Below are 22,341 nucleotides of genomic sequence, written 5' to 3' on the forward strand. Positions count from 1 at the left end.
ACTATATCCCGAATAGCTTCAGTATATCATTTCCAAAGACGAATACCATCAAACCTAAAAGGATGATCATACCTACTTTTTGGGCTCCCTCAAGGAACTTGTCTGACGGTGCCTTACCAGAGATCATTTCGAAAAGCAAGAACATCACATGACCTCCATCCAATGCCGGTATGGGTAGCAAGTTCATAAAGGCAAGAATCATAGAGATAAAACCTGTCGTGAACCAGAATGCATTCCAATCCCATGTCTTAGGAAACATTTCAACTATTCCGATAGGTCCGCTGAGGCTTCTAGCAGATAATCCGCCTGTAAACATCTTACCCATTGCACGTGCATTCAGGATTACCATTCCAAATGCCTCTGAGGTGCCTTTAGTAACAGCCTCGCCAAAGGTGTAGTCCTTAACGGCCGTTTCAAGTGTTGAACCCACCATAATGCCAATAGTGGTATCCGGATTAACCGGAATGTTAAATTCAAGCGCATCTCCATCACGGTCAATTTTAACTGTCACTGACTCGCCAGCATACTGAGCCAACGTTGGTTTCATCTGATCCCAGAAGTCAATTTTAACATCTTCGATATAGGTGATTTTATCACCCATCTGAATACCTGCATTCTTAGCATTCGAATTGGCTTGATATTCCTTATCGTTAGGGAATGCTACCAAAAAGGGAAGCCTAGGGTTGATGTAATTGCTTCTAAACCCTTTATCCTTAGACATAATATCGAGTGCATCACTTGGTACGTCTATTCGAACCTGCTGTCCGTCTCTCAGCACGGTGTAGTAGGCGTCAGACTCAAGAAAAACGGAAGGGTTGGTTACCTCGCTAAAGCGCTCGTAAGACTCCCCATTGACGTTAAGAATGATATCTCCTGTTTTAAAACCGAATTGCTCACCGTAATCGAAAGCCTGAATACCACTTTCCATAACAACTTCGCTTGGAACATATTCATCGCCTGTGTTATAAGTTAAAATAATCATGGCAATAACCCCTGCCACAACATTGACGATGATACCACCAAGCATAACGATCAAACGTTGCCATGCTGGTTTTGACCTAAACTCCCAGGGTTGCGGTGGTTTGGCCATTTGCTCCTTATCCATCGACTCATCGATCATACCGGAGATTTTCACAAAACCTCCCAATGGAATGGCGCCAAGACCGTACTCAGTCTCTCCCTTCTTAAATGAAAATATGGTTGGAGGAAAACCAATGAAGAACTTCTCGACCTTCATACCAAACATTTTGGCGGTCAGCATGTGACCTCCCTCATGTATCCCTACTAAAATTGAAAGCGCCAGCAGTAGCTGGGCTATTTGAACAATGGTTTCCATTAATTTCTATATGCGTTTGCTAATTCTCTAGTTTCTCTGTCGGACATGACATAGTCCTCATACGTTGGCTTCTTAATAAAAGATGTCTTGGCCAAACAATGTTCAATTAGGTCAGACATTTCCAAAAAGCCTATTTCGTCTTTCAAAAACTTGGCTACTGCAACTTCGTTAGCCGCATTTAATATACAAGGCATATTGCCGCCTTGTTTCATCGACTCAAAAGCCAAGCCTAAATTTCTGAAGGTTTCGATATCCGGTTGTTCGAAAGTGAGCTCTGGGTAGTCCATAAAATTGAACCTCGGAAAATCTGATTTAATACGATCAGGGTAGCTTAGGGCAAATTGAATAGGAAGCTTCATATCTGGCAATCCCATTTGTGCCTTAATACTTCCATCTTCGAACTGAACCATTGAATGAATTATAGACTGAGGATGAACTACCACCTCTATTTGATCCATGCTAAGGTTAAAAAGCCACTTGGCTTCAATCACCTCAAGCCCTTTATTCATTAGGCTTGCCGAATCTATGGTAATCTTCGCACCCATTTCCCAGTTCGGGTGTTTGAGGGCCTGTTCTTTTTTTACCTGGAGCAATGCCTCACGATCTCGCCCTCTAAACGGTCCTCCAGAGGCCGTAAGAATGATCTTCTCGATCGGATTATGAAACTCACCCACCAGACACTGAAAGATTGCAGAATGCTCCGAGTCAACAGGGTATATATTTACTGCCTTTTGCTGAGCAAGTGCTGTAATCAACTCTCCGGCCACTACCAAGGTCTCCTTGTTGGCCAGCGCGATATTCTTTCCACTTTCTATGGCCGAAATTGTCGGTTTTAAACCAGCATAGCCCACCAAGGCTGTCAGAACGATATCAATGGTATCCATTTGCACCACCGAATTCAAGGCATTCGCTCCGGCATACACTTTAATATCAAGCGCATCCAGCTGGCCGAAAACATCATCATAGAGATCCTCATTCGTGATCACCACCGTATTCGGTTTGAATTCTTTGGCCTGCTTAATCAGGAGTTCGCTATTATTCATAGCCGTTAATACCTCAACTTCGAACTTATCAGGATTGGCCCTGATCACATCAAGTGCCTGGGTACCGATAGAACCGGTTGAGCCAAGAATGGCAATATGCTTTTTTGCTGACAAATGGATTTATTTATTGAATCTAATTCAGCCTAATTCATTGATCTTGAATCTGCTGACAGCGGTGCAAATTTAGACCTTTTTAAAAGGTCACCAAATGCTCAGGACCATCAGTGTTTATGAATACCCTTACCCAACAAAAGTCGATTTAACATGGTTTTACTTTTGAGGGCCTGATTTAACTATAATTAACACAGCAGATAAACCCATTTCATCTGCTAAGCGTAAGTTTGAATAAGGAAAACTGACAACACAGCGCGCTCCGAAAAGGTCAGTTATATCTCAAGAGCGCATTTGAGATTGCTTATTAAAGAATTGAATATGAAGAGTAAGATTGCCATAGTCCTGATCGCTTTTGTCGGTGGAATCGCAGGAGCTTTTACTTATCAGAAACTATCCAACCCCAACACGATCACAGAAGTTATTCGTGAGGTACCAGCTAACTTTCAGCAAGCCAATTATGAGTCAACTGATCGTTATGAGTCAGCTCCTGCTGCCTTGCCGGTAGACTTCAGATTAGCGGCTGAGAAATCCGTAAGTAGTGTCGTCTATATCAAAAACATCCAGCGCAGTCGAAGAAGTATGAGCTTTATGGAATACTTCTATGGTGGTAGAGGTGGTTCTCAGAGCGGGGTGGCCATTGGATCTGGATCGGGTGTGATATACTCTGAAGATGGTTATATCATTACTAACCATCATGTGATTGAAGGTGCAGATGCCATTGAAGTACAGCATGAGAAAAGAACTTATAAAGCCAAATTGGTAGGTACCGACCCGAGCATGGACATTGCCGTGTTGAAAATCGAGGCTAATGATCTCCCTGCCATTGATATTGCTCCAAGCCGAGATGTGAAAGTGGGTGATTGGGTATTGGCAGTAGGTAATCCATTTAACCTGACATCGACCGTTACCGCGGGTATTGTAAGTGCTATTGGTAGTGACTCTAAGGCCATCAGAGAGAACTTTCCAATCAAATTATACATTCAAACCGATGCGGCCATTAACCCTGGCAATAGCGGTGGGGCTTTAGTGAATACTGAAGGTGAATTGGTTGGTATCAATACTTCCATTATCTCGAGAACCGGATCTTATGCCGGATATGGCTTTGCGGTTCCCTCAGATGTGGTCGAAAAAATCGTTGAAGACCTTAAGAAATATAAGGTGGTTCAAAAGGCCTATACCGGTGCTGAGGTCATCGAAATCGATGAAAAAGTGGCGCAGGAAGAGCGACTAAAAGACTTGGATGGTGTGCTGATACAATCCATTAGAAGAAACGGTGCTGCCGACAAGGCCGGCTTAGAGTCGGGTGATGTGATCCGAAAAATCGGCAACCAACGTATTACAAGTAAATCGAGCTTTGAGGAAGTGATCAATTCCATGTCACCAGGAGATGACATTACTGTTCAATACGAAAGAAACAAAAGACTCTACGAGACAGACCTAACATTGGAAAACATCCTAGGCAATACAGATATTCTGAGTAGCGACAACTCCTTAGATGAGGATGATATCTATTTCTCAGGTTACTTGGGTGCTGAGTTCAGAGCCTTGACCGAATCTGAAAGAGAAAGCCTCAGGCTACGCTATGGGGTTAAGGTGAGTAAAATTGATAAGGAGAAAGGCTTCTTCAGAAAACTGGATGACATCGAAGAAGGAGATATCATCGTAGCAGTCAACAGAAAGTATGCGAATAATCCAGAAGCATTGGCCAACTATATAGAGCAATACTATGGAAGGATCTACTTTGAGATAGTAGATAAAAATGGAAGACAACGCACCGAAACGTATCGATTCAGCAGATAATCAAAAAAGCCCGATTCAAATGAATCGGGCTTTTTTAATTCCAGAATATCACTGCTTATCGAATAATAACAAGCTTCCTGTGCCTATTTGTCTTAATGAAAGCTTTTCAGCGGTTATTCCATTAACCTCATAACAGTACTCGCTATCAACCTTCCCAACCTTCACTAGTTTCAAATATTGTGTCTTACTGTTTACTGGAACAGTCTTATCACATTGAGGTGATGTATTGGAAAGTGAATAGACATAGGTATTCAACAATTCGTTATCATAATAGCGCTTGCATTTACCATCATTGGTAAAAACCCATTTGCTCTTTGAGTCTTTTTCGGCCATCCAAGTACCCTCCAAAGATTCGTTTTGATGGGTACTTAGCACCGACAAGAGCATTACCCAATTAAGTACTTTGTACATAGCAATCATGAGCTATTCAATTTATAGTAAGTTTTAATAAAACATGAATTAAGTTCAGATAGTCTTACTTAAAGCTCTAAACGGAATCATCTTGGCAGTTAGCAATGACATAGGAATTGCCGAAATCAACAACACCAATAAAACATCCATTCTAAAACCTTCAAATAAAAACTCCGCGATTGAAAAGAGTAAAAGATAGTAGCAATAAGAAAGAAGCCACTTGATATAGAATTGAAATTTATCCAGTCTAGGGCTTAATAGAGAATACAACAAGTAGTAAATACAATAGACCCAACCCGAGATTACCAAAGTCAAGCCCAAGCTTGATAGATAACCTGTCAAAAAATCAACAGATGATGTATTGTAGACCCTTGGATTTAGAGGGATAACATTAAAGTATTCGATAATAAATTTGAAAGTAATATCTAATAGAAAGATCAACCCAAATGTGGGTATTACTACGAGTAAGAACCTCTTAATCGGCAACTCAATACTAAGTGGGACAAGCCTTGCCACCGTTTACATACAATAAATAAAATATCATTTACTGGCTCCAGAACGTTTTCCAAACAAATGATCCTTTACCCTCACGACAAATGACTTAACAGAATTTAAAATTTGGCGAGCGACTTTAACTTCAGTATACATAATTGAAGGTAATTGAATCTCATTTATGAATCAACAGGCTTAATCAAGCTCATCAATAATATTATCAAAATCCTTACGGTAGGCTGATGGGCTCTTGCCTGTAAACTCTTTAAAGGACTTGTTAAAATGCGAGAAGTTATTGAAACCGCTCTCAAAGCTTACTTCGGTAATGGACATAGAAGTTTCAGCCAAAAGCTTTGAGGCATGAACAATTCTAAATTCGTTGACAAACTTTGTAAAGGTTTTGCGAGATATCTTCTTAAAATACCTACAGAAGGCCGGTACGGTCATGCTTACCTCATCTGCTATCTCTTCTAGAGAGATATGCTCCTTGAAATGGTTTCGGATGTAGTTGTAAACCAGGTTCATCCGATCGTTCTCCTTCGAGTTGACTGCAACTGCTACGCCATCGGCATTTAGAACCGTGTACTCCTTGGATTCAGCTAACTCCTTTAAAATAGACAGTAGGCCTATTAGTCTGCCATATTGATCGGCCCAGGCCAAAGCTTCAATTTTCTTTCCTACCCTCTCCTTTGTTTCACCATTAAAAACCAGGCCCTTCTTAGACAGTTCCAAAAGTCTTTTTACAAAACCCATTTCAGGGATATTGAAAAAATCAGGACCTAGAAAATCCTGCTTGAATTGGATGACAGTTTCTGACTTATTACCACTATGGCGATCCGTAAAACCATAATGTGGAAGATTTGCCCCCATGAGGATCAATTCTCCATCATTGAAATAGGACATGTGCTTTCCAATGTGGCGCTTCCCACTACCTCCGTTGACAAATACCAACTCCAGTTCTGGGTGAAAATGCCAATTGGCCAAGTTGTGCTCACATGAGCTATTATATCTTCTTACAAGAAAACTACTGCCAAAAGCTGGTAATATCTGTTCTAATGATGGTTTTGTAGCCACTGTCTGTTTGCTCATGATGATATAACCAATTTATAATGAGTAAGTTCCACAAACCACCACAAAATTAACATATATATACTCTAAATTACCGACTTTCAAATCCATAAACCCATCAAGGGTTAATTTAGCATATATACTTACCAATTTTGGAGTAGTACAGCCATAGCCCACCCCATACCTTTGTTGTCATAATTGGTTTAAAACCCAAAACGATTAGTAAAATGAAAACGATGAGAAAAGTATTGTTGACAGCTGTAATGGTTATGGCATCAACGTTCGTAATTGCTAATGACACCAAACCAAGTGTTAATGTAGAGAAAGTAGGGATGAAGTCTGTGGTAGTATCTACCAAGGGACTGGGTGAAGCAACGGCTCATATTCAACTTAAAGATGAAAACGGATCAGTATTATATAGTGCACAAACAATCAAAGGACAAAAATTTGCAAAAAGGTTTGACCTGACTGCACTAGAAGCTGGTAATTATACCATTGAAGTTGAAAATGAAATGAGTTTCACTGCAACTCCTTTATCGATCAATGCAGATTCAGCATGGATTACTTCAGAAGATCAGGTGACTATTGTCAAGCCAGTTATTCGTCAGAATGGCGAAAAACTAGACATCATCTTACCAACTGATAACAATGAAGAGGTGTCAATCACAATATTCGACAGCAACTTCAGAAAATTGACTTCTGAAAGCTTCGGTGGTGAGGCATTGAAAAGATTTGACCTTTCAAAACTTGAGCAGGGTTCATACACAGTTAAAATGAGAACAAACGGTAGAAACTTTGTGCAATCAGTTTCTATCAAGTAACTAGGATTAGTTATATGAAAAAAGGGGCCGTTGGCCCCTTTTCTTGTTTATACGAGTTTCATTTTCATCTTCTTCCTCAGTTCGTCCATTGAGTTGGAAAACTTGGAATCGATGTCCATCATATCACTTACCGATTGTACTGCATGAATTACAGTACTATGGTCTCTACCACCAAAGTGGTAACCAATAGATTTGAGTGAATGATTGGTATACTCTTTACAGAGATACATCGCCACCTGACGGGCTATCACAATTTCTTTCTTACGGGTCTTGTCTTTGAGGTCTTCTACACTGATCTGGAAAAACTCACCCACGGTCTTCTGGATATAATCCACTCCTACCTCAGACTCAATATCATGAACGATATTCTTCAAGGTTTGCTTGGCAAGCTCAAGGTTAATGTCCGTTTTGTTGAGTGTCGCATGAGCAATCAAGGAAATCAATACGCCCTCTAGTTCTCTTACATTGGTATCTACACTGTAAGCGAGGTATTCGACCACATCATCCGGAATATAAATGCCGTCAGACTGCATCTTGCGCATGATAATGGCCATTCTGGTCTCAAAATCAGGCATTTGAAGGTCAGCGGTAAGTCCCCATTTAAATCTGGAAAGCAACCTATCCTGAAGACCCTTTAAATCTCTTGGTGCACGATCACTTGACATGATAATTTGCTTACCATTTTGGTGCAAGTGATTGAAAATATGGAAGAACATCTCCTGAGTTTTCTCCTTGCCAGCAAAAAACTGTACATCATCAATGATGAGTGTATCCACTTGCAAGTAGAAATTGGTAAAGCTCTGGATGTTATTATTCTTAATCGCGTCTGTGAACTGGGTGGTGAATTTCTCTGAAGAAACGTACAGCACAAAATTATCACTAGACTGTTGACTGACTGTATTACCGATAGCCTGAACAAGGTGAGTTTTACCTAAGCCAACACCACCATATATCATGAGCGGGTTAAAGGAAGTTATACCCGGTTTTTCAGCAACTGCAATGCCAGCAGACCTGGCCAAGCGGTTACAATCACCTTCAATATAGTTTTCGAAATTGTAGCCCGGGTTGAGGTTAGAATACCTAGAATCCTTGTCCAAAGATTGCATCTTGAACGGATTAATCATCTCAGGTTCAGTAGGCTGTCTCCCCCAATTCTTCTTTTGATTTTGATTCTGGTTGGGCAAAGTCACCATGTACGGCTGATTTTGCACACTGCCGCTATCAACAATTACTGAGTACTCAAGTTTTCCTTCTGAACCCAGCTCATTCTGAACACATTCTCGCAAGAGGTGTACATAATGCTCTTCTAAATACTCATAAAAGAATTGACTCGGAACTTGAATGGTAAGTGTTGATTCACTTAGCCCTAAAGGTTTTATCGGTTCGAACCATGTCTTGAAACTCTGCTCTCCTACCTGATTCTTGATAAATCTGAGGCAGTCCTCCCAAACCGAAATTTCACTTTTTACCATCTAACCATTTTGCAATAAGGGCTTCACATTTTTCTTTAGGCGGGCAACAAAAATGATAAAAATTAAATGAACATGAAAGGTGAAACGAGCTGATAGCCCAAAATAGTTTTCCCCTTAAAAAGAGCTTATCCACAGACTTTTTGTGGATAACTATTCTTCCCTAGCGATAATGACATTGAAACAAGGTATATGCCAATTGACTGAAATTATATCGTGGCCGTTGAGAAAAGACTTATTTTCGCAGAAGAAAACTGAAGGAAATGAAGGAAAGAATGTTTGCCGATTTCGAACCGCAGACAGCCGAATCTTGGAAGTCTAAATTACTCGAAGACCTGAAGGGAAAACCATTTGAAGAATTGCTTTGGGAAAGTGAAGGTTTCCACGGAAAACCATTCTATACCAAAGCCGATCTACCAGATTCTCTACCACAATCGGCCAATGTTCACCCGCAGCCGGAGGCTTTCGGTCATCGCTATTGGACGAACTACCAGCTGGTGAACGTGTCATCATCAAAAGAGGCTAACAGCAAGGCACTGGATGCCTTGAACAATGGTGCCAATGGCCTGCTCTTCAGCATAAGCGAGCTACCAAGCTTTGAGGCACTCCTAAAAGACATTAAGCCGGAGTTCTGTCAGGTCTCGTTTCAATCAGATAGTATTGAAACCTCCTATATATATAAGGAGTACCTGAATTACTTAGAACAAACCCAAACTAACCTATCCAAAGTATCAGGCTTTATCCATGGAAAAGGGGTTCTCTTTCAAGAAGCCATCCCTGAACTCAAGACGTTTGTCATCTCCGATATGCCTGGTTCGGATTTGGTAGATCAACTGTCTGCCCTGACCAAGTCGGCCGTCAGTGAGCTTGACAATTCTACATTTCCGAGCAACATCAGTTTGGGTTGCATAGCATTTGAAAAACGGATTGGCAAAGACTACTTCCTTGAAATTTCAGGCCTTAGAGCACTTCGTCAGGTAATAAAGACCATTGCAACCGGAATGGGCGTCATAGACTATCGGCCTACCATAATAAGCACCTCTCCATCGTGGGACGGACAGATAGAAGATAAGCATGACTTTATGTTGCAGGCCACTACCATGGCCATGTCCGCGATAACGGGTGGAACTGATGCACTGTTGGTAAATCCATTTTACCCCGTTTTCCCTGACAATACTTTGCTGGCCGAACGTATGGCCAGAAATATCTCCAGCATATTGAATGACGAGTCGTATCTGGGGAAAAATGTGGACCCTGCTGCTGGTTCGTACTATTTGGAAGCAAGTACCATTGATCTCGTTAATCAAGTGCTAGCCAAAATTGAGGGTGTTGACCCAACAGCAAGTAGCGTGGCGGCATCTGAAAGCACTAGCCCCATTAATTGGGAGACCGCAGAAGGTATTTCAGTACCACCGCTAGTGACCGAAGGAGACCTTCAAGATGCTGAACATCTTGAATTCATTGCAGGCAAACCTCCTTATTTACGCGGCCCCTATAGTTCCATGTACACGGTTAGACCCTGGACTATTCGCCAATATGCAGGTTTCTCTACCGCTGAGGCGTCCAACGCATTCTACAGACGAAACTTAGCCGCTGGCCAAAAAGGACTTTCTGTTGCTTTTGACTTGGCAACACATAGAGGTTATGACTCAGATCATCCACGTGTTGTCGGTGATGTGGGTAAGGCCGGAGTTGCGATTGATTCCATTCTTGACATGGAAGTGCTCTTCGAGCAAATTCCATTGGACAAGATGTCGGTTTCGATGACCATGAACGGTGCGGTAATTCCGATAATGGCATTCTACATTGTAGCGGCCGAAGAACAAGGAGTAGACAGGTCGCTTTTAAGCGGAACCATCCAGAATGACATTCTCAAGGAGTTTATGGTGAGGAATACCTATATCTACCCTCCTGCTCCTTCCATGAGAATCATTGGTGATATTTTCGAATATACTTCGAAGCATATGCCCAAGTTCAACTCCATCAGTATCTCGGGATATCACATGCAAGAAGCGGGTGCCACGGCAGACATTGAGTTAGCTTATACCCTGGCCGATGGCTTGGAATACCTGCGTAAGGGCGTTGCTTCTGGTTTGGATATCGACAAATTCGCACCGAGACTCTCCTTCTTTTGGGCGATTGGCATGAACCACTTTATGGAAATTGCCAAAATGCGTGCTGGTCGATTGCTTTGGGCCAAACTGGTGAAGCAATTCAACCCCAAGAATCCCAAATCCATGGCATTGCGAACGCATTGTCAAACCTCAGGATGGAGTCTTACCGAACAAGATCCATTTAACAACGTGACGAGAACTTGTGTGGAAGCCCTGGCGGCAGCTCTTGGACACACCCAATCATTGCACACCAATGCCCTCGATGAAGCCATCGCTCTACCTACCGATTTCTCAGCGAAAATCGCTCGTAATACGCAAAAATACTTGCAGTCTGAAACTGGCATTAACAGAGTCATTGACCCATGGGGTGGTTCTTATTACGTTGAATATCTGACTGATCAATTGGTAGAAAAGGCCTGGGCCTTAATCCAAGAAGTAGAAGAAATGGGCGGCATGGCCAAAGCCATCGAAGCAGGTCTTCCCAAAATGAAGATTGAAGAAGCTGCAGCTCGGAAACAAGCAAGAATTGACTCCGGAAAGGATGTTATTGTGGGAGTCAACCGCTACAAGGTTGATGAAGAAACCGACATAGATCTTCTGGAGGTAGACAACACTGCTGTCCGTAAGTCACAGTTAGAACGATTGGCCAAACTGAAAGCCGAAAGAGATATTGATGCAGTCGAAAAGGCGCTTGAAGCCTTAACCCATTGTGCCAAAACGGGTGAAGGCAACCTACTAGACCTTGCAGTAGATGCTGCTAGAAAAAGAGCCTCATTAGGAGAAATCTCCATGGCGATGGAAAAAGTCTTCGGAAGACACAAGGCTGTGACCCAAACCATTTCTGGCGTATATTCGAGTGAAGTGAAAGACAACGAAGACTTTAAGAAAGCCAGAGAAATGGCGGATCAATTTGCAGAATTGGATGGCAGAAGACCCCGTATCATGATTGCCAAAATGGGGCAAGATGGTCATGATCGCGGTGCTAAGGTAATTGCCACAAGTTTTGCCGACTTAGGCTTTGACGTAGACATTGGGCCACTTTTTCAGACTCCTGATGAAACAGCCCTACAAGCGGCTGAAAACGATGTGCATATGATTGGTGCTTCCAGTTTGGCAGCAGGTCATAAGACCTTGATCCCTCAATTGATCAATGAGTTAAAAAGACTCGGTAGAGAAGATATTATGGTAATTGCAGGTGGAGTAATACCGCCTAAAGACTATGATTTTCTTTACGAAGCAGGGGTATCGGCAGTATTTGGTCCTGGCACCGTGATTGCAAAAGCAGCTCAGGAAATTCTCCGACAAATGATAGAGGAAGAGTAGGCTGAGAGCAGGTTATTTCTTCTTTTTCAAATTTGCGAAAGCTACCTTGAACCATAGCCAGGTCAGCAAGCCAAAGACAGCCAGAAAGAGCAGTCCAAAAGCCAGATCGAGCCACGCGGTATTGTCAGAAATGAAAAAATACCCATACTTAATGGTCAGGTACAAAAACCCGAGTGCGAATACAAGGGGCCATAAAAAACCTAGTGTTAAGTACCTTTTCATGTCTAACTAAATTATAGATAAAAAGTCAATTAAATGAAACTCATAGACAAACTGGCCTGGATAGAAGTCAAAGAGAAGAGAGTTCTTGTTGCCAGAAGTAAAGGCAAAGAGGCCTTTTATATCCCAGGCGGAAAGCGAGAACCAGGTGAAAACGATGAGCAGGCTTTGTTGAGAGAAATTGATGAAGAGCTGAGTGTGAAGCTACTGCCCGAATCGCTTCAATACTATGGTACTTTTTCAGCACAAGCCCATGGTCATGCCGAAGGTATCATCGTTCAAATGACTTGTTATCAAGCTAATTACAATGGAATCTTAAAAGCAGCCGCTGAAATCGAAGAAGTCGCCTGGTTACCCTTCGAAGAAATGGACAAAACCTCGCATGTGGACAAAATTATCTTCCATGATTTGAGGCAAAAAGGCCTACTCTAACGATCGTTAGGAAAAAAAACATACAACCACTTCTGAGATTCGAAATAAACAGATTTCTTTGTTAAATCATTTCAAGAGTACACGGTCAGTATGCAAATCTTTGAAGTAGCAGATAAAAAGAGTGCCAATGAGTTTTTAGACGTGGCACGCGTTATTTATGCTCAGGATAATGAATGGGTTTGCCCCTTAGACAACGACATCCGCGCGGTATTCAGCCCCGCAAAGAACACATTCTTTAACCATGGTGAGGCTACAAGATGGGTCCTGAAAGATGACAATGGTAAGCTGATCGGCAGAATAGCGGCCTTTATCAATGAGAAAAAGGCCAATTATGGTGACAAACGCATTGGAGGCATTGGGTTTTTTGAATCAATCGAGGATTATGATGCGGCAAAACTGCTTTTCGATACTGCCATGGACTGGCTCAAAGAAAGAAAAGTCAATACGGTAGATGGCCCCATTAACTTTGGTGAAAATGATCAGTACTGGGGTTTATTGGTTGAAGGCTTTACTTCCCCCTCCTATGGAATGGCTTATAATGCGCCTTACTACCAGAAGTTCTTTGAAGACTATGGTTTTCAGGTGAAAATGGAGCAGATGACGAACAAATTCTACCTCAAAGAAGGTTTGAGTCCAAGGTTTGTCAAAATTGCCAATTATATAGTTGAGCGTAAGCCAAGTATTACCACCGAGCCTTTCGATCCAAAAAGAATTGATAAGTATGCCGAAGACTTTATGGCTATTTATAATGCTGCCTGGGCTGAATTTGAAAACTTTACTCCCATTAAAAAGGACTATGTGCTGGAAACATTTGAAAAAATGAAACCTGTACTTGACCCGAAGCTTGTGCAATTTGCCTATGTAAATGGTGAACCAGCAAGTTTTGTACTCTCGCTACCCGATGTCAACCAAATCTTCAAGCGCTTCAAAGGGAAATTGAATCTGATCAATAAAATCAGATTCCTGATGTTGAAAAGAAAAAATGTGATCGATAGAGTTCGGGTAGTTGTCATGGGTACCCACCCTAAATTTCAGGGCATTGGACTGGAGTCTGTCGTAACCTACAAATCATTCGAATACTGCTTTAACGAAACACCACTTAATGAGGTAGAACTCAGTTGGGTCGGTGACTTCAACGATAAAATGATTGCGATCCACAAAGGTCTTGGAGCTGTACCTTCCAAAAAGCACATTACTTATCGCTATGAGCTCAACTAATCTTCTTCCCGAAGAATAGTCTATCGGTTTTACCTCCGAATACTTCCCACAAAGCCAGTAGGCCTACCAAACTGTATTCTACCACGACTACTTCGATTCGGTCGGCATATTCCCCACCCAAGTAATTGGCGTAGGTAAGAAATATTAAAAAGGACCATAAGAAGGGAAAACGCACTTTCGAAAAAACCGCAACCGCCAACAAGGGAATCACATACCACGGGTGGACTGTTGTAGCGAAAAGCAAGTACAAAGCCCAAACCCATACCATTCGCCTTGGCCAATCCTTTTTTGTACTAAGAAGTGAATAGATAATGATCGAACCTAAAGTAGCATACATCATCCATTTACCAGATTTGGCAATAATGTTATGCCCCTCTGTCTCGAACCCATACCATCGGGCCAAATAGTAAATACTTCCATTGAACTCAAACTTTTGAAAGTAGAGCTCCATACTATCCTTAATCGCCCAAATATGCGCTGTATTGATCAACGGCAAGAAAGTGACAGCCAAAGTGCCTGCTACGATAAGGCCGTATATGAACGTTTTCTTAAGTCCAATTTTCCGAAGTAATAACGGCAAGAAGATCAGCGGCAAAAATTTAGTAGCTACAGATAAGCCGAAGAAGATGGCCGACTTGTGAAGCTTCCCTTGCTCATATTGCCAAATGGCCAGCAATAGGAAGTAGACCATGATCCCCTCGAAATGCAGATTGCCAGTTACCTCAAAAATCACCAAGGGATTTAATGCATAAATCAACCCATAAGCCTGAGGCAGTTTATAGTGCCTTAAGAGCTTTCTGATCAAAGCAATGTTTCCCAGTTCAAAGCCAATCATAATCACCCTCATGATGACTACCGACCATACAATCGATCCCGGTGAAAACAGGGTTGAAATAAAGAAAATGACCTGATTCAGGGGTGGATAGACTGTAAAATATTCTTGAGAATTTAGCTGATCATACAGCCCTTGTGAAATTCCTGTTAAGCCCTTGTTGAGATGATGCGCTGGCAGGTACTTATAGGGATCTTCAAAATTCAGCAATAGCCTTCCGTCCCAAATAAACCGATAAAAGTCATCAGAAAGTTTTGGCAACGAAGCGATCAGCACTACGCGAAGTAATACTCCCCAGTAGTATCCCAAATCTGCATCTTCAGCGTTGGTCTTTCGAATTATGAATGCAACGGAAACAAAGAGTAAGGTATATAAACTGAGCAGCAACCACGTGTCCTCTCGGGCAACGAAATAGCCAATATAGATCGTCAACCCACCTGTTAAAATGTAGGCCAAGTTTACCCAAGAAGAATTCTTATTAAGCATGTCGGGTATGCTGGACAGTGTAATAGAACACCAGCAAAAATCCTAAACTCAAGAGTAAGTGGAAAGGAAGTAAGGCAAAATCATTGAAATAAAAGGCTAAACCAAGACCTCCCACAAAATAGAGACCTAAGAAACCTTCCAATGCGGTCAACGGATTGATCTTTTTCTTGAAGTACTTGTTGCCCTTCCAGGTATCTTTCTTACCCGTAATATTAAACTTAGGCGTCCTCACGAATGGAGTTTTCTTACCAATTAAACCTTCAAATACGGCAACGGCATTATGAACACTCAGTCCTAGAAATACGGACAAAAGCATAAACATTTGAGGTACAAAATCTTTGGCTGTTTTCCAGAAACCATCGCGTTTCTCCTTAAATCCATTCCAGTAAAAGACGATCAGAAAGGCATAGCCCATCAGGAAAATCATGGAGACATTCATCAGAATCTCCCAGCTGTCAGATAGGTTTCTGATAAGCAATACCGGTACGCTCAAGAATGCTGTCACTACTATACAGATAAAGACTGCTGAATTCAATAAGTGAAATGTCGCATGGAACTTCGTTCCTAATGACAATGGAGCTTTCAATACTTTCGGCAATAGCTTAATGCTCGTCTCGGCTGCTCCTTTAGTCCAGCGATATTGTTGAGATTTGATAGCACTCATTGCTGCTGGCAATTCCGCTGGAGCCACCACATCTGGTGTATAGAATATCTGCCAACCCTTGAGCTGTGCTCTATAACTGAGGTCCAAATCTTCGGTCAAAGTATCTGCCTTCCAGCCACCTGCATCTTCAATACATTCTTTTCTCCAAACCCCTCCAGTTCCATTAAAATTAAGGAAATGACCTCCTTGTGAACGACCGTTTTGTTCTACAAAGAAGTGGGTATTTAAACCGAAGGCCTGAAGCTTAGTGAGCATTGAATACTCCTCGTTGATATGTCCCCAACGGGTCTGTACCACGCCAATTTTCTCGTCCTTTTGAAAATGCGGAACACTATTCTTTAAGAAGTCAGCTTCTGGCACAAAGTCAGCATCAAAAATCGCGATGAATTCTCCCTTGGCAATTGACATCCCGTATTGTAAGGCACCTGCCTTAAATCCTTTGCGTTCTGGTCGCTGTACTTGCTGAACGTCTACTCCTTTGGCCTGCCACTCAGTAACTTTTTTAGCGATGAGCTCAATCGTTTCATCATTGGAGTCGTCAAGCACTTGCACTTCTAGCTTGTCTTTAGGCCAGTCGAAAGACGCCACGGCATCAATTAATCTTTCAACTACATAAAGCTCATTATAAACGGGCAACTGAACCGTCACCATGGGGTATTCATAATCTTTGGTAATCTCTGCCGCCTTAGCAATAGATTGTTTCTTTCTTGCCTTACGGTAGATATAAACAAGATTGAGCTGAGATAAGCTGTATACAAAGATGAACGACAGCGCACCTGTGTATAAAGTCAATACTATGAGTTCCAGCCAATACATTACAAATACTTAAAAATCGTGTATAAAATTTTGTAGCCTGCCAAAAAAGTACCCTTTACTGTACCAGACACCTTGCTAACACCTATGCGCCTTTTATAGTTTACCGGAACCTCTGTCGATTTGAGTTTATGTCTTGCAGCTTTCACTTGCATCTCGACCGTCCAACCATAAGTCCGATCTTCCATTTGCAATTCAATGAGCTTATCAAACCTAATGGCCCTAAATGGCCCCAAGTCTGTGAATTTGACCTTATAGAATAACTTCATCAAGGAAGTAGCCAACCAATTTCCGAAAACTTGGGGGAAAGTCATCGATCCTCCTTCCCTATTTCCGATTGCTCTAGACCCGATTACAATGTCCATACCGTCATCAATGATCGGTTTGACTAAATCTGGCAGCTGCTCAGGGTAATCCGAATAGTCTCCGTCAATAAAAACCAGGATATCAGGACGGTTGTCTGCATTATTGAGATAATCGATGCCTTTTAGACAGGCATTTCCATAGCCCGAAGCTAACTCTGTCAAAACCGTGGCACCTGCGGCTTCAGCTACTTCAACAGTCTTATCTGTTGAAGCATTGTTGACCACCACCACTTCATCTACCCAAGCTTCAGGAATATCATTCACCACATGGGCAATGGACATTTCTTCATTGAAAGCCGGTATAACTACCTTGATATTTGGTCTTTCCTGGATGTTCAAGATTTGGTGCAAAGCTAAAAATTAACGAGCCTACATAATCACTCTTTCAACATCTTAGTTCAAATTATTTCAAGAGGCATGCATTAATGTCAGTTGGATAACCTTTCGCATATGGAATTAGTTGATACTCTTTGACATTATTTCACAAAAACAGGTCTTAAATTTCGGGTATGATTCGGATGATTTGTACAGTATGGTTCGTGATTGGGTCATGTTATGCGATGGCACAACAGCCTGACATTCTCTCAATAGAGAAAAATCAGCAAGGTTTCATTTTCACCATGATCGAGGTTAATGGTGAAAAGGTAAAAGCTATGATCGACTTTGGCGATCCTCATGTCTTAATGGTTTCTACCCGAGAAGCTAAAAGACAGAACATCACTCTAGAGGACACAGGGGATAAAATGCAGCATATTAATGGCCAGCCAATGACCCTCTACAGTGGTATAGCGAACAGTCTCAAAGTGAGCAGTCGAAGGCTGGAAAAGGTTGAGTTTTTTAGCGCTGCCAACGAGATAGAGGGTGTAAGCGAACAAGTAGGCACTCCCTTTGACGCTGTATTGGGTTGGGGTTTCTTCAGTCAATCTAACTTCAGCATGGATTATCAAAGCCTGACCATTGAGTTTTTAGAGGAAGAAAATCGTGCCGAGCTTGGAAAACCTATTCAATATGAAAAGAGCTCAAATTACATTGTACTGCCCCTCTATATAGCTGGAAAGGAAGCGAATGTAATTTTGGACACCGGTTCAGGCATATCTTTGGTTGATCAAGATTGGGCCAAGCCATTTAAGAAGACCAGATCTCCACAAGGGTTCCCTATGATTACTGAGAAAATCCGAAAGGGTAGCTTGACGCTAGAACAGAATTTCGAACTCATGGACCTAAGCATGCTAAGTACTCTGAATGCCATTGGAATATTGGGTAGCGACTTTATCAATAGGTTTAAGTTGACCTTTATTCCTGACGAAAATTTGATCTACCTTAAAGGATAGGATTAGAGGGAACCAAATCAGGAGCAGACAAGTTGTATGTATGTACATGTATTTTAAACATAAACGAAAGGAATCAAGATGAATACTGTCGTACACAAATCAGATAGTCGAGGCCTTGCCGATCACGGATGGCTAAGAAGTCGACACAGTTTTAGCTTTGCCGGATACTACAATCCAGATCGCGTGCACTTCGGAGCACTTCGCGTACTAAATGACGATATTGTTGCAGGTGGCCAGGGTTTTGGCACTCACCCGCATGACAATATGGAAATTGTGTCCATACCGCTTTATGGAGATTTAGAGCATAAGGACAGTACCGGAACTGGGGAAGTGATCAAGACAGGTGACGTGCAAATCATGTCGGCCGGTTCAGGTTTAAGACATTCTGAATTTAATCATAGCAAGGATGACGAAGTCCAGTTTTTGCAGATATGGGTATTTCCAAAGGAAAGAGACATTAAACCCAGGTATGAACAAAAGTCATTTGACATAGAGTCCAGAATGAACAAGTTTCAAACTGTAGTCTCGCCTGATGATGAAAGCGCACTATGGATAAACCAGGACGCTTATTTCAGCTTGGCTAACCTTGATGCGGGCACCAACTTGAACTATGAAGTAAAGAAACCCGGCAATGGGGTTTACTTCTTTGTTTTGAATGGTGATGTGGCCATTGCAGGAGAAAGTTTGTTGAGCCGTGATGCGGTTGGTGTATCAGAAAGCAACAGCGTAGAGTTGAAGGCAAAATCCTATGCCGAAGTTTTGGCCATTGAAGTGCCCATGGACATTCAATAGACTAACAAAAAGTATACATAAGGCCATCATGACCTCAGCAGGGTTGTGATGGCTATTTTTTTGACTTCCCTCCCAATCTTAGTATCTTCTGACTTCTTCAACCTTAAACTTTTCTCATGGTAATTTATGGATGGAACACCAAAGTTCTAAAAGATGCCCCATTTGCCGGTCATCAGTGTACCAACTGCGGACATGAAAGCGCTCATATTATAGTCAGTGCCTCATATGCACATATTTTCTGGATTCCTGTTTTCCCTTATAAGAAGGTACTACACCTGGTCTGCGACAACTGCCAACATGCAAACAAACCCAAAGAAGTCTCGCCAGAAGTCCGCGCTCTAGCTAAGGGACTTAAGTCCAGCGTGCGATTTCCCTTTTATATGTTTTCAGGAGTGGCCATCATCATGGCACTCGTAGCTTACTTCGCAGTGGAGACATATATGGATGAACAACGTTTCGAAAAGTACCTGACTGAACCAGAAGTAAACGACATTTACTACCTATATGATAAAGACGAACCTACTGAGTATAAATACTCCCTCCTAAAAGTCATTGATATTCGGGAAGACTCTATTGATGTATCGCCTAATAGTTTTGGCTACAATTATGAACCAGCTGTTCTTATGGAAGATGATGGTTTCTATGATGTGTATTTCACCTACCATATAGATCAGCTTAGAGAAATGCACAAAACCGATGAATTAAAATCGGTAGTCCGACTGGGTTCAGAAACTATGGGCATGGATCGTGTGATCACTTATAATCCAGAGGACTTCGAGAACAAATAGCGTCTAAAGTAGCTCCTCTCATGAAGCCACCCCGATGAATCGGGGTGGCTTTTTTTATCACCAAACTATCAATTTCGGGCAAAGTATCACGAAAGTGTCACGCACATGTCACTGAGACCTAACACTTTGATTATTAGGGAGTTTTTTTGAAAAATCTGAGAACTATTCTTCGCATCTTCTCATTAATGTCCTGAATCCCGCAAACGGATTCAAAACTTTTAAACTATGAAAACAACAAAACCTACAACAAAACTTATTGCAATGCTGCTCAGCATTTTCATGCTCAGTGGCTGTAGCCTTGTAGACTTAGAGTCACCTGCACCTCAGGTGGAAATTGATTCGCCAATCGGACTACCACCATCGGAAGCTGCTTTCATGACTGCATTGACCAATGACGATATGCGTGAGTGGGAGGCCATCACCTTTGAACTAGAAGGCTTGAATGGTTTTCAGAACTGTAGACTGGATGATACCTTCTCCTTCTTTAATGATGGCACCTACCGATATGACGGTGGAGCGGTACTCTGCGGAGGAGCAGATGATCAGCGTATCAAAACCGGAGTTTGGGAGATTGACTTTGACAACCTTATGGTCATTTTCGATCGAGAGACTTCACTAGAAACCAGAGCCACTTTATCCGGACTTCAAGACAATAGAATGGAGCTTATCGGACAAGTAGAAATCTTTGGGCAAATGCTGGATATACAAGGCATTTACGAATACGCATTGCAATAGCATCAAAACACAATCAGGACATTATCAAAATCAAAAATGAAAAAGTTAATCATATCAGCATTTGGCCTACTCATCGGAATGGTGGCCAGTGCGCAAAATCTTAACAGCTTTTTAGACGAGGCGGATACCTTCTTCGAAAAGCACGTATCAAACGGACAAGTAGATTATAAGACTTTGTCAAAAGACGGACAAGACCTCAAAAACCTTGTCAACCAAGTGGGCTCATTTAACACAAGCAGCCTTAGCGATATCGAGAGAAAAGCATTCTTTATCAATGCATATAACATATCGGTCATCAATGGCATCATCAAAGCATACCCTACCAAATCACCTTTAGAAATTGGTGGGTTCTTCGACAGTAAAAAACACCAAATTGCCGGAAGCTCTATCACGCTTAACCAGTTAGAAAAGGACAGCCTTCTTAAAGTAACGGGTGATGAGAAATTACACTTTGTACTTGTGTGTGCAGCCGTGAGTTGCCCTCCTATTGCCAGTTTTGCTTACAGACCTGAAAAGCTTGAAGCTCAGATATTAGAACGCACAAAAATGGCACTTTCTAATAATGACTTCATTCAAGTGGACGATAGCAAAAAATCAGTAGGCATCTCAGAGATTTTCAAATGGTACCCTGGTGATTTCAATGACAAGGCTGAAAACATCATCGCCTATATCAATAAGTATAGAACCAACAAAATTCCAGCGAACTATAAAACTACTTACTATACGTATAACTGGAGTCTAAACGCTCAAAGCCAAAACGCTTCATCGTCAAAAAAGGTAAATGAGCCTACTTCAAACCTTCAAGTGTTCACGCCTTCAGTACTCTTGGCAAAAGGACAAGTAGAGCTCAGATCTTTTTACAATATCTATACACAAAGAAATATCAGAAACCGTGAAGGCGACAGAGTAGCCATTGATGGGCGTCAAAGCTTCTTCAATGCACAGTATACATTGAATTATGGGGCATCAAAATCCGCAAGGATTAATGTTGGTTTTGATGTAATCGTGAGTTCCTTTTCCGATGGGAACTCACCTTTTTCACCCGTTTTCCAATCAGGCAATGTAAACGAGGTGGCACTTGCCGCCTTTGGGCCAGCTATCCGATTTACACCATTCAAACAGGTGCCTAACCTATCTGTAAGATCTGCCTTCTGGTTTCCAGGAGCGGCCAATTTGGAAGACAGAAATGGAACCTTCGTAAACCACGATAGATACACGTCATTTACGCAAGTGTTCTACGACATGGAAATTAATACCCGTTGGAGACTGTTTGCTGAAGCTGATTTAATCTATCGCTTTTCGCGCAGAGACGATCAGGTGGATTTCTTCAGGACTCCCGTAACTGGTATTCTGTCTTACTTCTTACCGAGTGGTAAAGCCTCATTATTTGCGCTGTACCAATACTCACCAAGGTTTGAGCGAGTATCAAATGGATTTGACGATCAATTTGGTCTTTCGCAGTGGTTTCAGCAGGCAGGTCTCGGCTTTAAGTACCAGTTGAATAGCAAGCTAGAATTAGAATTATCATATAGTAACTTCTTCGCTTCAAGAAATGACGGAGGAGGACAGACCTTTAACCTTGGCTTTCGCTGGTTAAAGTAATCATACAATTAGTTTAGCGTTTAGTTGATGTAATGCCATCTCGTAACAGAGATGGCATTTTTTGTTTTTGAAT

19 protein-coding genes are annotated in these 22,341 nt (G+C 41.8%); 10 read left to right on the forward strand and 9 right to left on the reverse strand.

All coding sequences use genetic code 11. The features are described from left to right. Window position 1: 1 nt before the first annotated feature. Both rseP and BFP97_RS12140 read right to left on the reverse strand, forming a co-directional pair. A complete protein-coding gene (rseP, locus tag BFP97_RS12135) occupies window positions 2-1,336 on the reverse strand; it encodes an RIP metalloprotease RseP (protein WP_069842672.1) in 1,335 nt (444 codons plus the stop codon). After that, on the reverse strand, window positions 1,336-2,493 hold the full coding sequence (locus BFP97_RS12140) for a 1-deoxy-D-xylulose-5-phosphate reductoisomerase (RefSeq protein WP_069842673.1): 1,158 nt from the start codon (window positions 2,491-2,493) through the stop codon (window positions 1,336-1,338). The genes rseP and BFP97_RS12140 overlap by 1 nt, the downstream gene beginning before the upstream one ends. Window positions 2,494-2,811: 318 nt before the next feature. Here BFP97_RS12140 and BFP97_RS12145 point away from each other — a divergent pair, with 318 nt between their 5' ends. Next, on the forward strand, window positions 2,812-4,293 hold the full coding sequence (locus BFP97_RS12145) for a S1C family serine protease (protein WP_069842674.1): 1,482 nt from the start codon (window positions 2,812-2,814) through the stop codon (window positions 4,291-4,293). Between the two features lie 48 nt (window positions 4,294-4,341). On the opposite strand, the gene BFP97_RS12150 is transcribed toward BFP97_RS12145, so the two are convergent. Next, window positions 4,342-4,704 (reverse strand): hypothetical protein, encoded by a 363-nt coding sequence (locus BFP97_RS12150; RefSeq protein WP_139135285.1) that lies wholly within the window; start codon window positions 4,702-4,704, stop codon window positions 4,342-4,344. A 687-nt stretch (window positions 4,705-5,391) separates the two neighbouring features. Further along, window positions 5,392-6,285 (reverse strand): AraC family transcriptional regulator, encoded by an 894-nt coding sequence (locus tag BFP97_RS12160; RefSeq protein WP_069842677.1) that lies wholly within the window; start codon window positions 6,283-6,285, stop codon window positions 5,392-5,394. Between the two features lie 215 nt (window positions 6,286-6,500). On the opposite strand from BFP97_RS12160, the gene BFP97_RS12165 reads away from it, so the two are divergent. After that, window positions 6,501-7,085 (forward strand): hypothetical protein, encoded by a 585-nt coding sequence (locus BFP97_RS12165; protein WP_139135286.1) that lies wholly within the window; start codon window positions 6,501-6,503, stop codon window positions 7,083-7,085. Between the two features lie 47 nt (window positions 7,086-7,132). Here BFP97_RS12165 and dnaA read toward each other — a convergent pair whose 3' ends face one another. Continuing rightward, window positions 7,133-8,557, reverse strand: coding sequence for a chromosomal replication initiator protein DnaA (gene dnaA / locus BFP97_RS12170; protein WP_069842679.1), 1,425 nt, complete (start codon window positions 8,555-8,557; stop codon window positions 7,133-7,135). A gap of 260 nt (window positions 8,558-8,817) precedes the next feature. Between dnaA and scpA the strand changes: the two genes are divergently transcribed. Further along, window positions 8,818-11,991, forward strand: coding sequence for a methylmalonyl-CoA mutase (gene scpA / locus BFP97_RS12175; RefSeq protein WP_410527947.1), 3,174 nt, complete (start codon window positions 8,818-8,820; stop codon window positions 11,989-11,991). A gap of 12 nt (window positions 11,992-12,003) precedes the next feature. Here the strand turns inward: scpA and BFP97_RS12180 are convergent, their stop codons facing one another. Then, on the reverse strand, window positions 12,004-12,213 hold the full coding sequence (locus BFP97_RS12180; RefSeq protein ID WP_069842680.1) for a hypothetical protein: 210 nt from the start codon (window positions 12,211-12,213) through the stop codon (window positions 12,004-12,006). Between the two features lie 33 nt (window positions 12,214-12,246). Between BFP97_RS12180 and BFP97_RS12185 the strand changes: the two genes are divergently transcribed. Both BFP97_RS12185 and BFP97_RS12190 read left to right on the forward strand, forming a co-directional pair. Beyond that, the gene (locus tag BFP97_RS12185; protein WP_069842681.1) at window positions 12,247-12,642 is read left to right on the forward strand and encodes an NUDIX hydrolase; all 396 of its coding nucleotides are present in this window, start codon (window positions 12,247-12,249) and stop codon (window positions 12,640-12,642) included. Between the two features lie 90 nt (window positions 12,643-12,732). After that, window positions 12,733-13,860 (forward strand): hypothetical protein, encoded by a 1,128-nt coding sequence (locus BFP97_RS12190; protein ID WP_069842682.1) that lies wholly within the window; start codon window positions 12,733-12,735, stop codon window positions 13,858-13,860. On the opposite strand, the gene BFP97_RS12195 is transcribed toward BFP97_RS12190, so the two are convergent. From BFP97_RS12195 to BFP97_RS12205, 3 genes are read right to left on the reverse strand one after another with little or no spacing between them, the layout of a single operon-like run. Further along, a complete protein-coding gene (locus BFP97_RS12195; RefSeq protein WP_069842683.1) occupies window positions 13,853-15,178 on the reverse strand; it encodes a hypothetical protein in 1,326 nt (441 codons plus the stop codon). The genes BFP97_RS12190 and BFP97_RS12195 overlap by 8 nt on opposite strands. Continuing rightward, entirely contained in the window at window positions 15,171-16,658 is a 1,488-nt protein-coding gene (locus tag BFP97_RS12200; protein WP_069842684.1) for a cellulose synthase family protein, read from the reverse strand. The genes BFP97_RS12195 and BFP97_RS12200 overlap by 8 nt, the downstream gene beginning before the upstream one ends. After that, window positions 16,658-17,359 carry a glycosyltransferase family 2 protein gene (locus BFP97_RS12205; RefSeq protein ID WP_083262713.1) on the reverse strand — a complete coding sequence of 234 codons (702 nt, stop codon included), beginning with the start codon at window positions 17,357-17,359 and terminating at the stop codon, window positions 16,658-16,660. Before BFP97_RS12205 ends, BFP97_RS12200 begins: the two co-directional genes overlap by 1 nt. A 170-nt stretch (window positions 17,360-17,529) precedes the next feature. On the opposite strand from BFP97_RS12205, the gene BFP97_RS12210 reads away from it, so the two are divergent. The 5 genes from BFP97_RS12210 (at window position 17,530) to BFP97_RS12230 (ending at window position 22,268) form a co-directional block, all read left to right on the forward strand. Next, entirely contained in the window at window positions 17,530-18,351 is an 822-nt protein-coding gene (locus BFP97_RS12210) for an aspartyl protease family protein (protein WP_083262535.1), read from the forward strand. 78 nt (window positions 18,352-18,429) lie between these two features. Continuing rightward, on the forward strand, window positions 18,430-19,143 hold the full coding sequence (locus BFP97_RS12215; protein WP_069842686.1) for a pirin family protein: 714 nt from the start codon (window positions 18,430-18,432) through the stop codon (window positions 19,141-19,143). Window positions 19,144-19,259: 116 nt separating this feature from the next. Continuing rightward, a complete protein-coding gene (locus BFP97_RS12220) occupies window positions 19,260-19,931 on the forward strand; it encodes a hypothetical protein (protein ID WP_069842687.1) in 672 nt (223 codons plus the stop codon). Window positions 19,932-20,156: 225 nt separating this feature from the next. After that, window positions 20,157-20,666 carry a lipocalin family protein gene (locus BFP97_RS12225; RefSeq protein WP_069842688.1) on the forward strand — a complete coding sequence of 170 codons (510 nt, stop codon included), beginning with the start codon at window positions 20,157-20,159 and terminating at the stop codon, window positions 20,664-20,666. A gap of 36 nt (window positions 20,667-20,702) precedes the next feature. Next, window positions 20,703-22,268, forward strand: coding sequence for a DUF547 domain-containing protein (locus BFP97_RS12230; RefSeq protein WP_069842689.1), 1,566 nt, complete (start codon window positions 20,703-20,705; stop codon window positions 22,266-22,268). Window positions 22,269-22,341 lie beyond the last annotated feature (73 nt).

Source organism: Roseivirga sp. 4D4 (assembly GCF_001747095.1).
In the GTDB taxonomy this organism is placed as follows: domain Bacteria; phylum Bacteroidota; class Bacteroidia; order Cytophagales; family Cyclobacteriaceae; genus Roseivirga.

Coding starts and splice junctions, on each gene's coding strand:
- rseP (WP_069842672.1), bottom strand. CDS start 1,336: ATGGAAACCATTGTTCAAATAGCCCAGCTACTGCTGGCGCTTTCAATT.
- BFP97_RS12145 (WP_069842674.1), top strand. CDS start 2,812: ATGAAGAGTAAGATTGCCATAGTCCTGATCGCTTTTGTCGGTGGAATC.
- BFP97_RS12150 (WP_139135285.1), bottom strand. CDS start 4,704: ATGTACAAAGTACTTAATTGGGTAATGCTCTTGTCGGTGCTAAGTACC.
- BFP97_RS12160 (WP_069842677.1), bottom strand. CDS start 6,285: ATGAGCAAACAGACAGTGGCTACAAAACCATCATTAGAACAGATATTA.
- BFP97_RS12165 (WP_139135286.1), top strand. CDS start 6,501: ATGAGAAAAGTATTGTTGACAGCTGTAATGGTTATGGCATCAACGTTC.
- dnaA (WP_069842679.1), bottom strand. CDS start 8,557: ATGGTAAAAAGTGAAATTTCGGTTTGGGAGGACTGCCTCAGATTTATC.
- scpA (WP_410527947.1), top strand. CDS start 8,818: ATGAAGGAAAGAATGTTTGCCGATTTCGAACCGCAGACAGCCGAATCT.
- BFP97_RS12180 (WP_069842680.1), bottom strand. CDS start 12,213: ATGAAAAGGTACTTAACACTAGGTTTTTTATGGCCCCTTGTATTCGCA.
- BFP97_RS12185 (WP_069842681.1), top strand. CDS start 12,247: ATGAAACTCATAGACAAACTGGCCTGGATAGAAGTCAAAGAGAAGAGA.
- BFP97_RS12190 (WP_069842682.1), top strand. CDS start 12,733: ATGCAAATCTTTGAAGTAGCAGATAAAAAGAGTGCCAATGAGTTTTTA.
- BFP97_RS12195 (WP_069842683.1), bottom strand. CDS start 15,178: ATGCTTAATAAGAATTCTTCTTGGGTAAACTTGGCCTACATTTTAACA.
- BFP97_RS12200 (WP_069842684.1), bottom strand. CDS start 16,658: ATGTATTGGCTGGAACTCATAGTATTGACTTTATACACAGGTGCGCTG.
- BFP97_RS12210 (WP_083262535.1), top strand. CDS start 17,530: ATGATTCGGATGATTTGTACAGTATGGTTCGTGATTGGGTCATGTTAT.
- BFP97_RS12215 (WP_069842686.1), top strand. CDS start 18,430: ATGAATACTGTCGTACACAAATCAGATAGTCGAGGCCTTGCCGATCAC.
- BFP97_RS12220 (WP_069842687.1), top strand. CDS start 19,260: ATGGTAATTTATGGATGGAACACCAAAGTTCTAAAAGATGCCCCATTT.
- BFP97_RS12225 (WP_069842688.1), top strand. CDS start 20,157: ATGAAAACAACAAAACCTACAACAAAACTTATTGCAATGCTGCTCAGC.
- BFP97_RS12230 (WP_069842689.1), top strand. CDS start 20,703: ATGAAAAAGTTAATCATATCAGCATTTGGCCTACTCATCGGAATGGTG.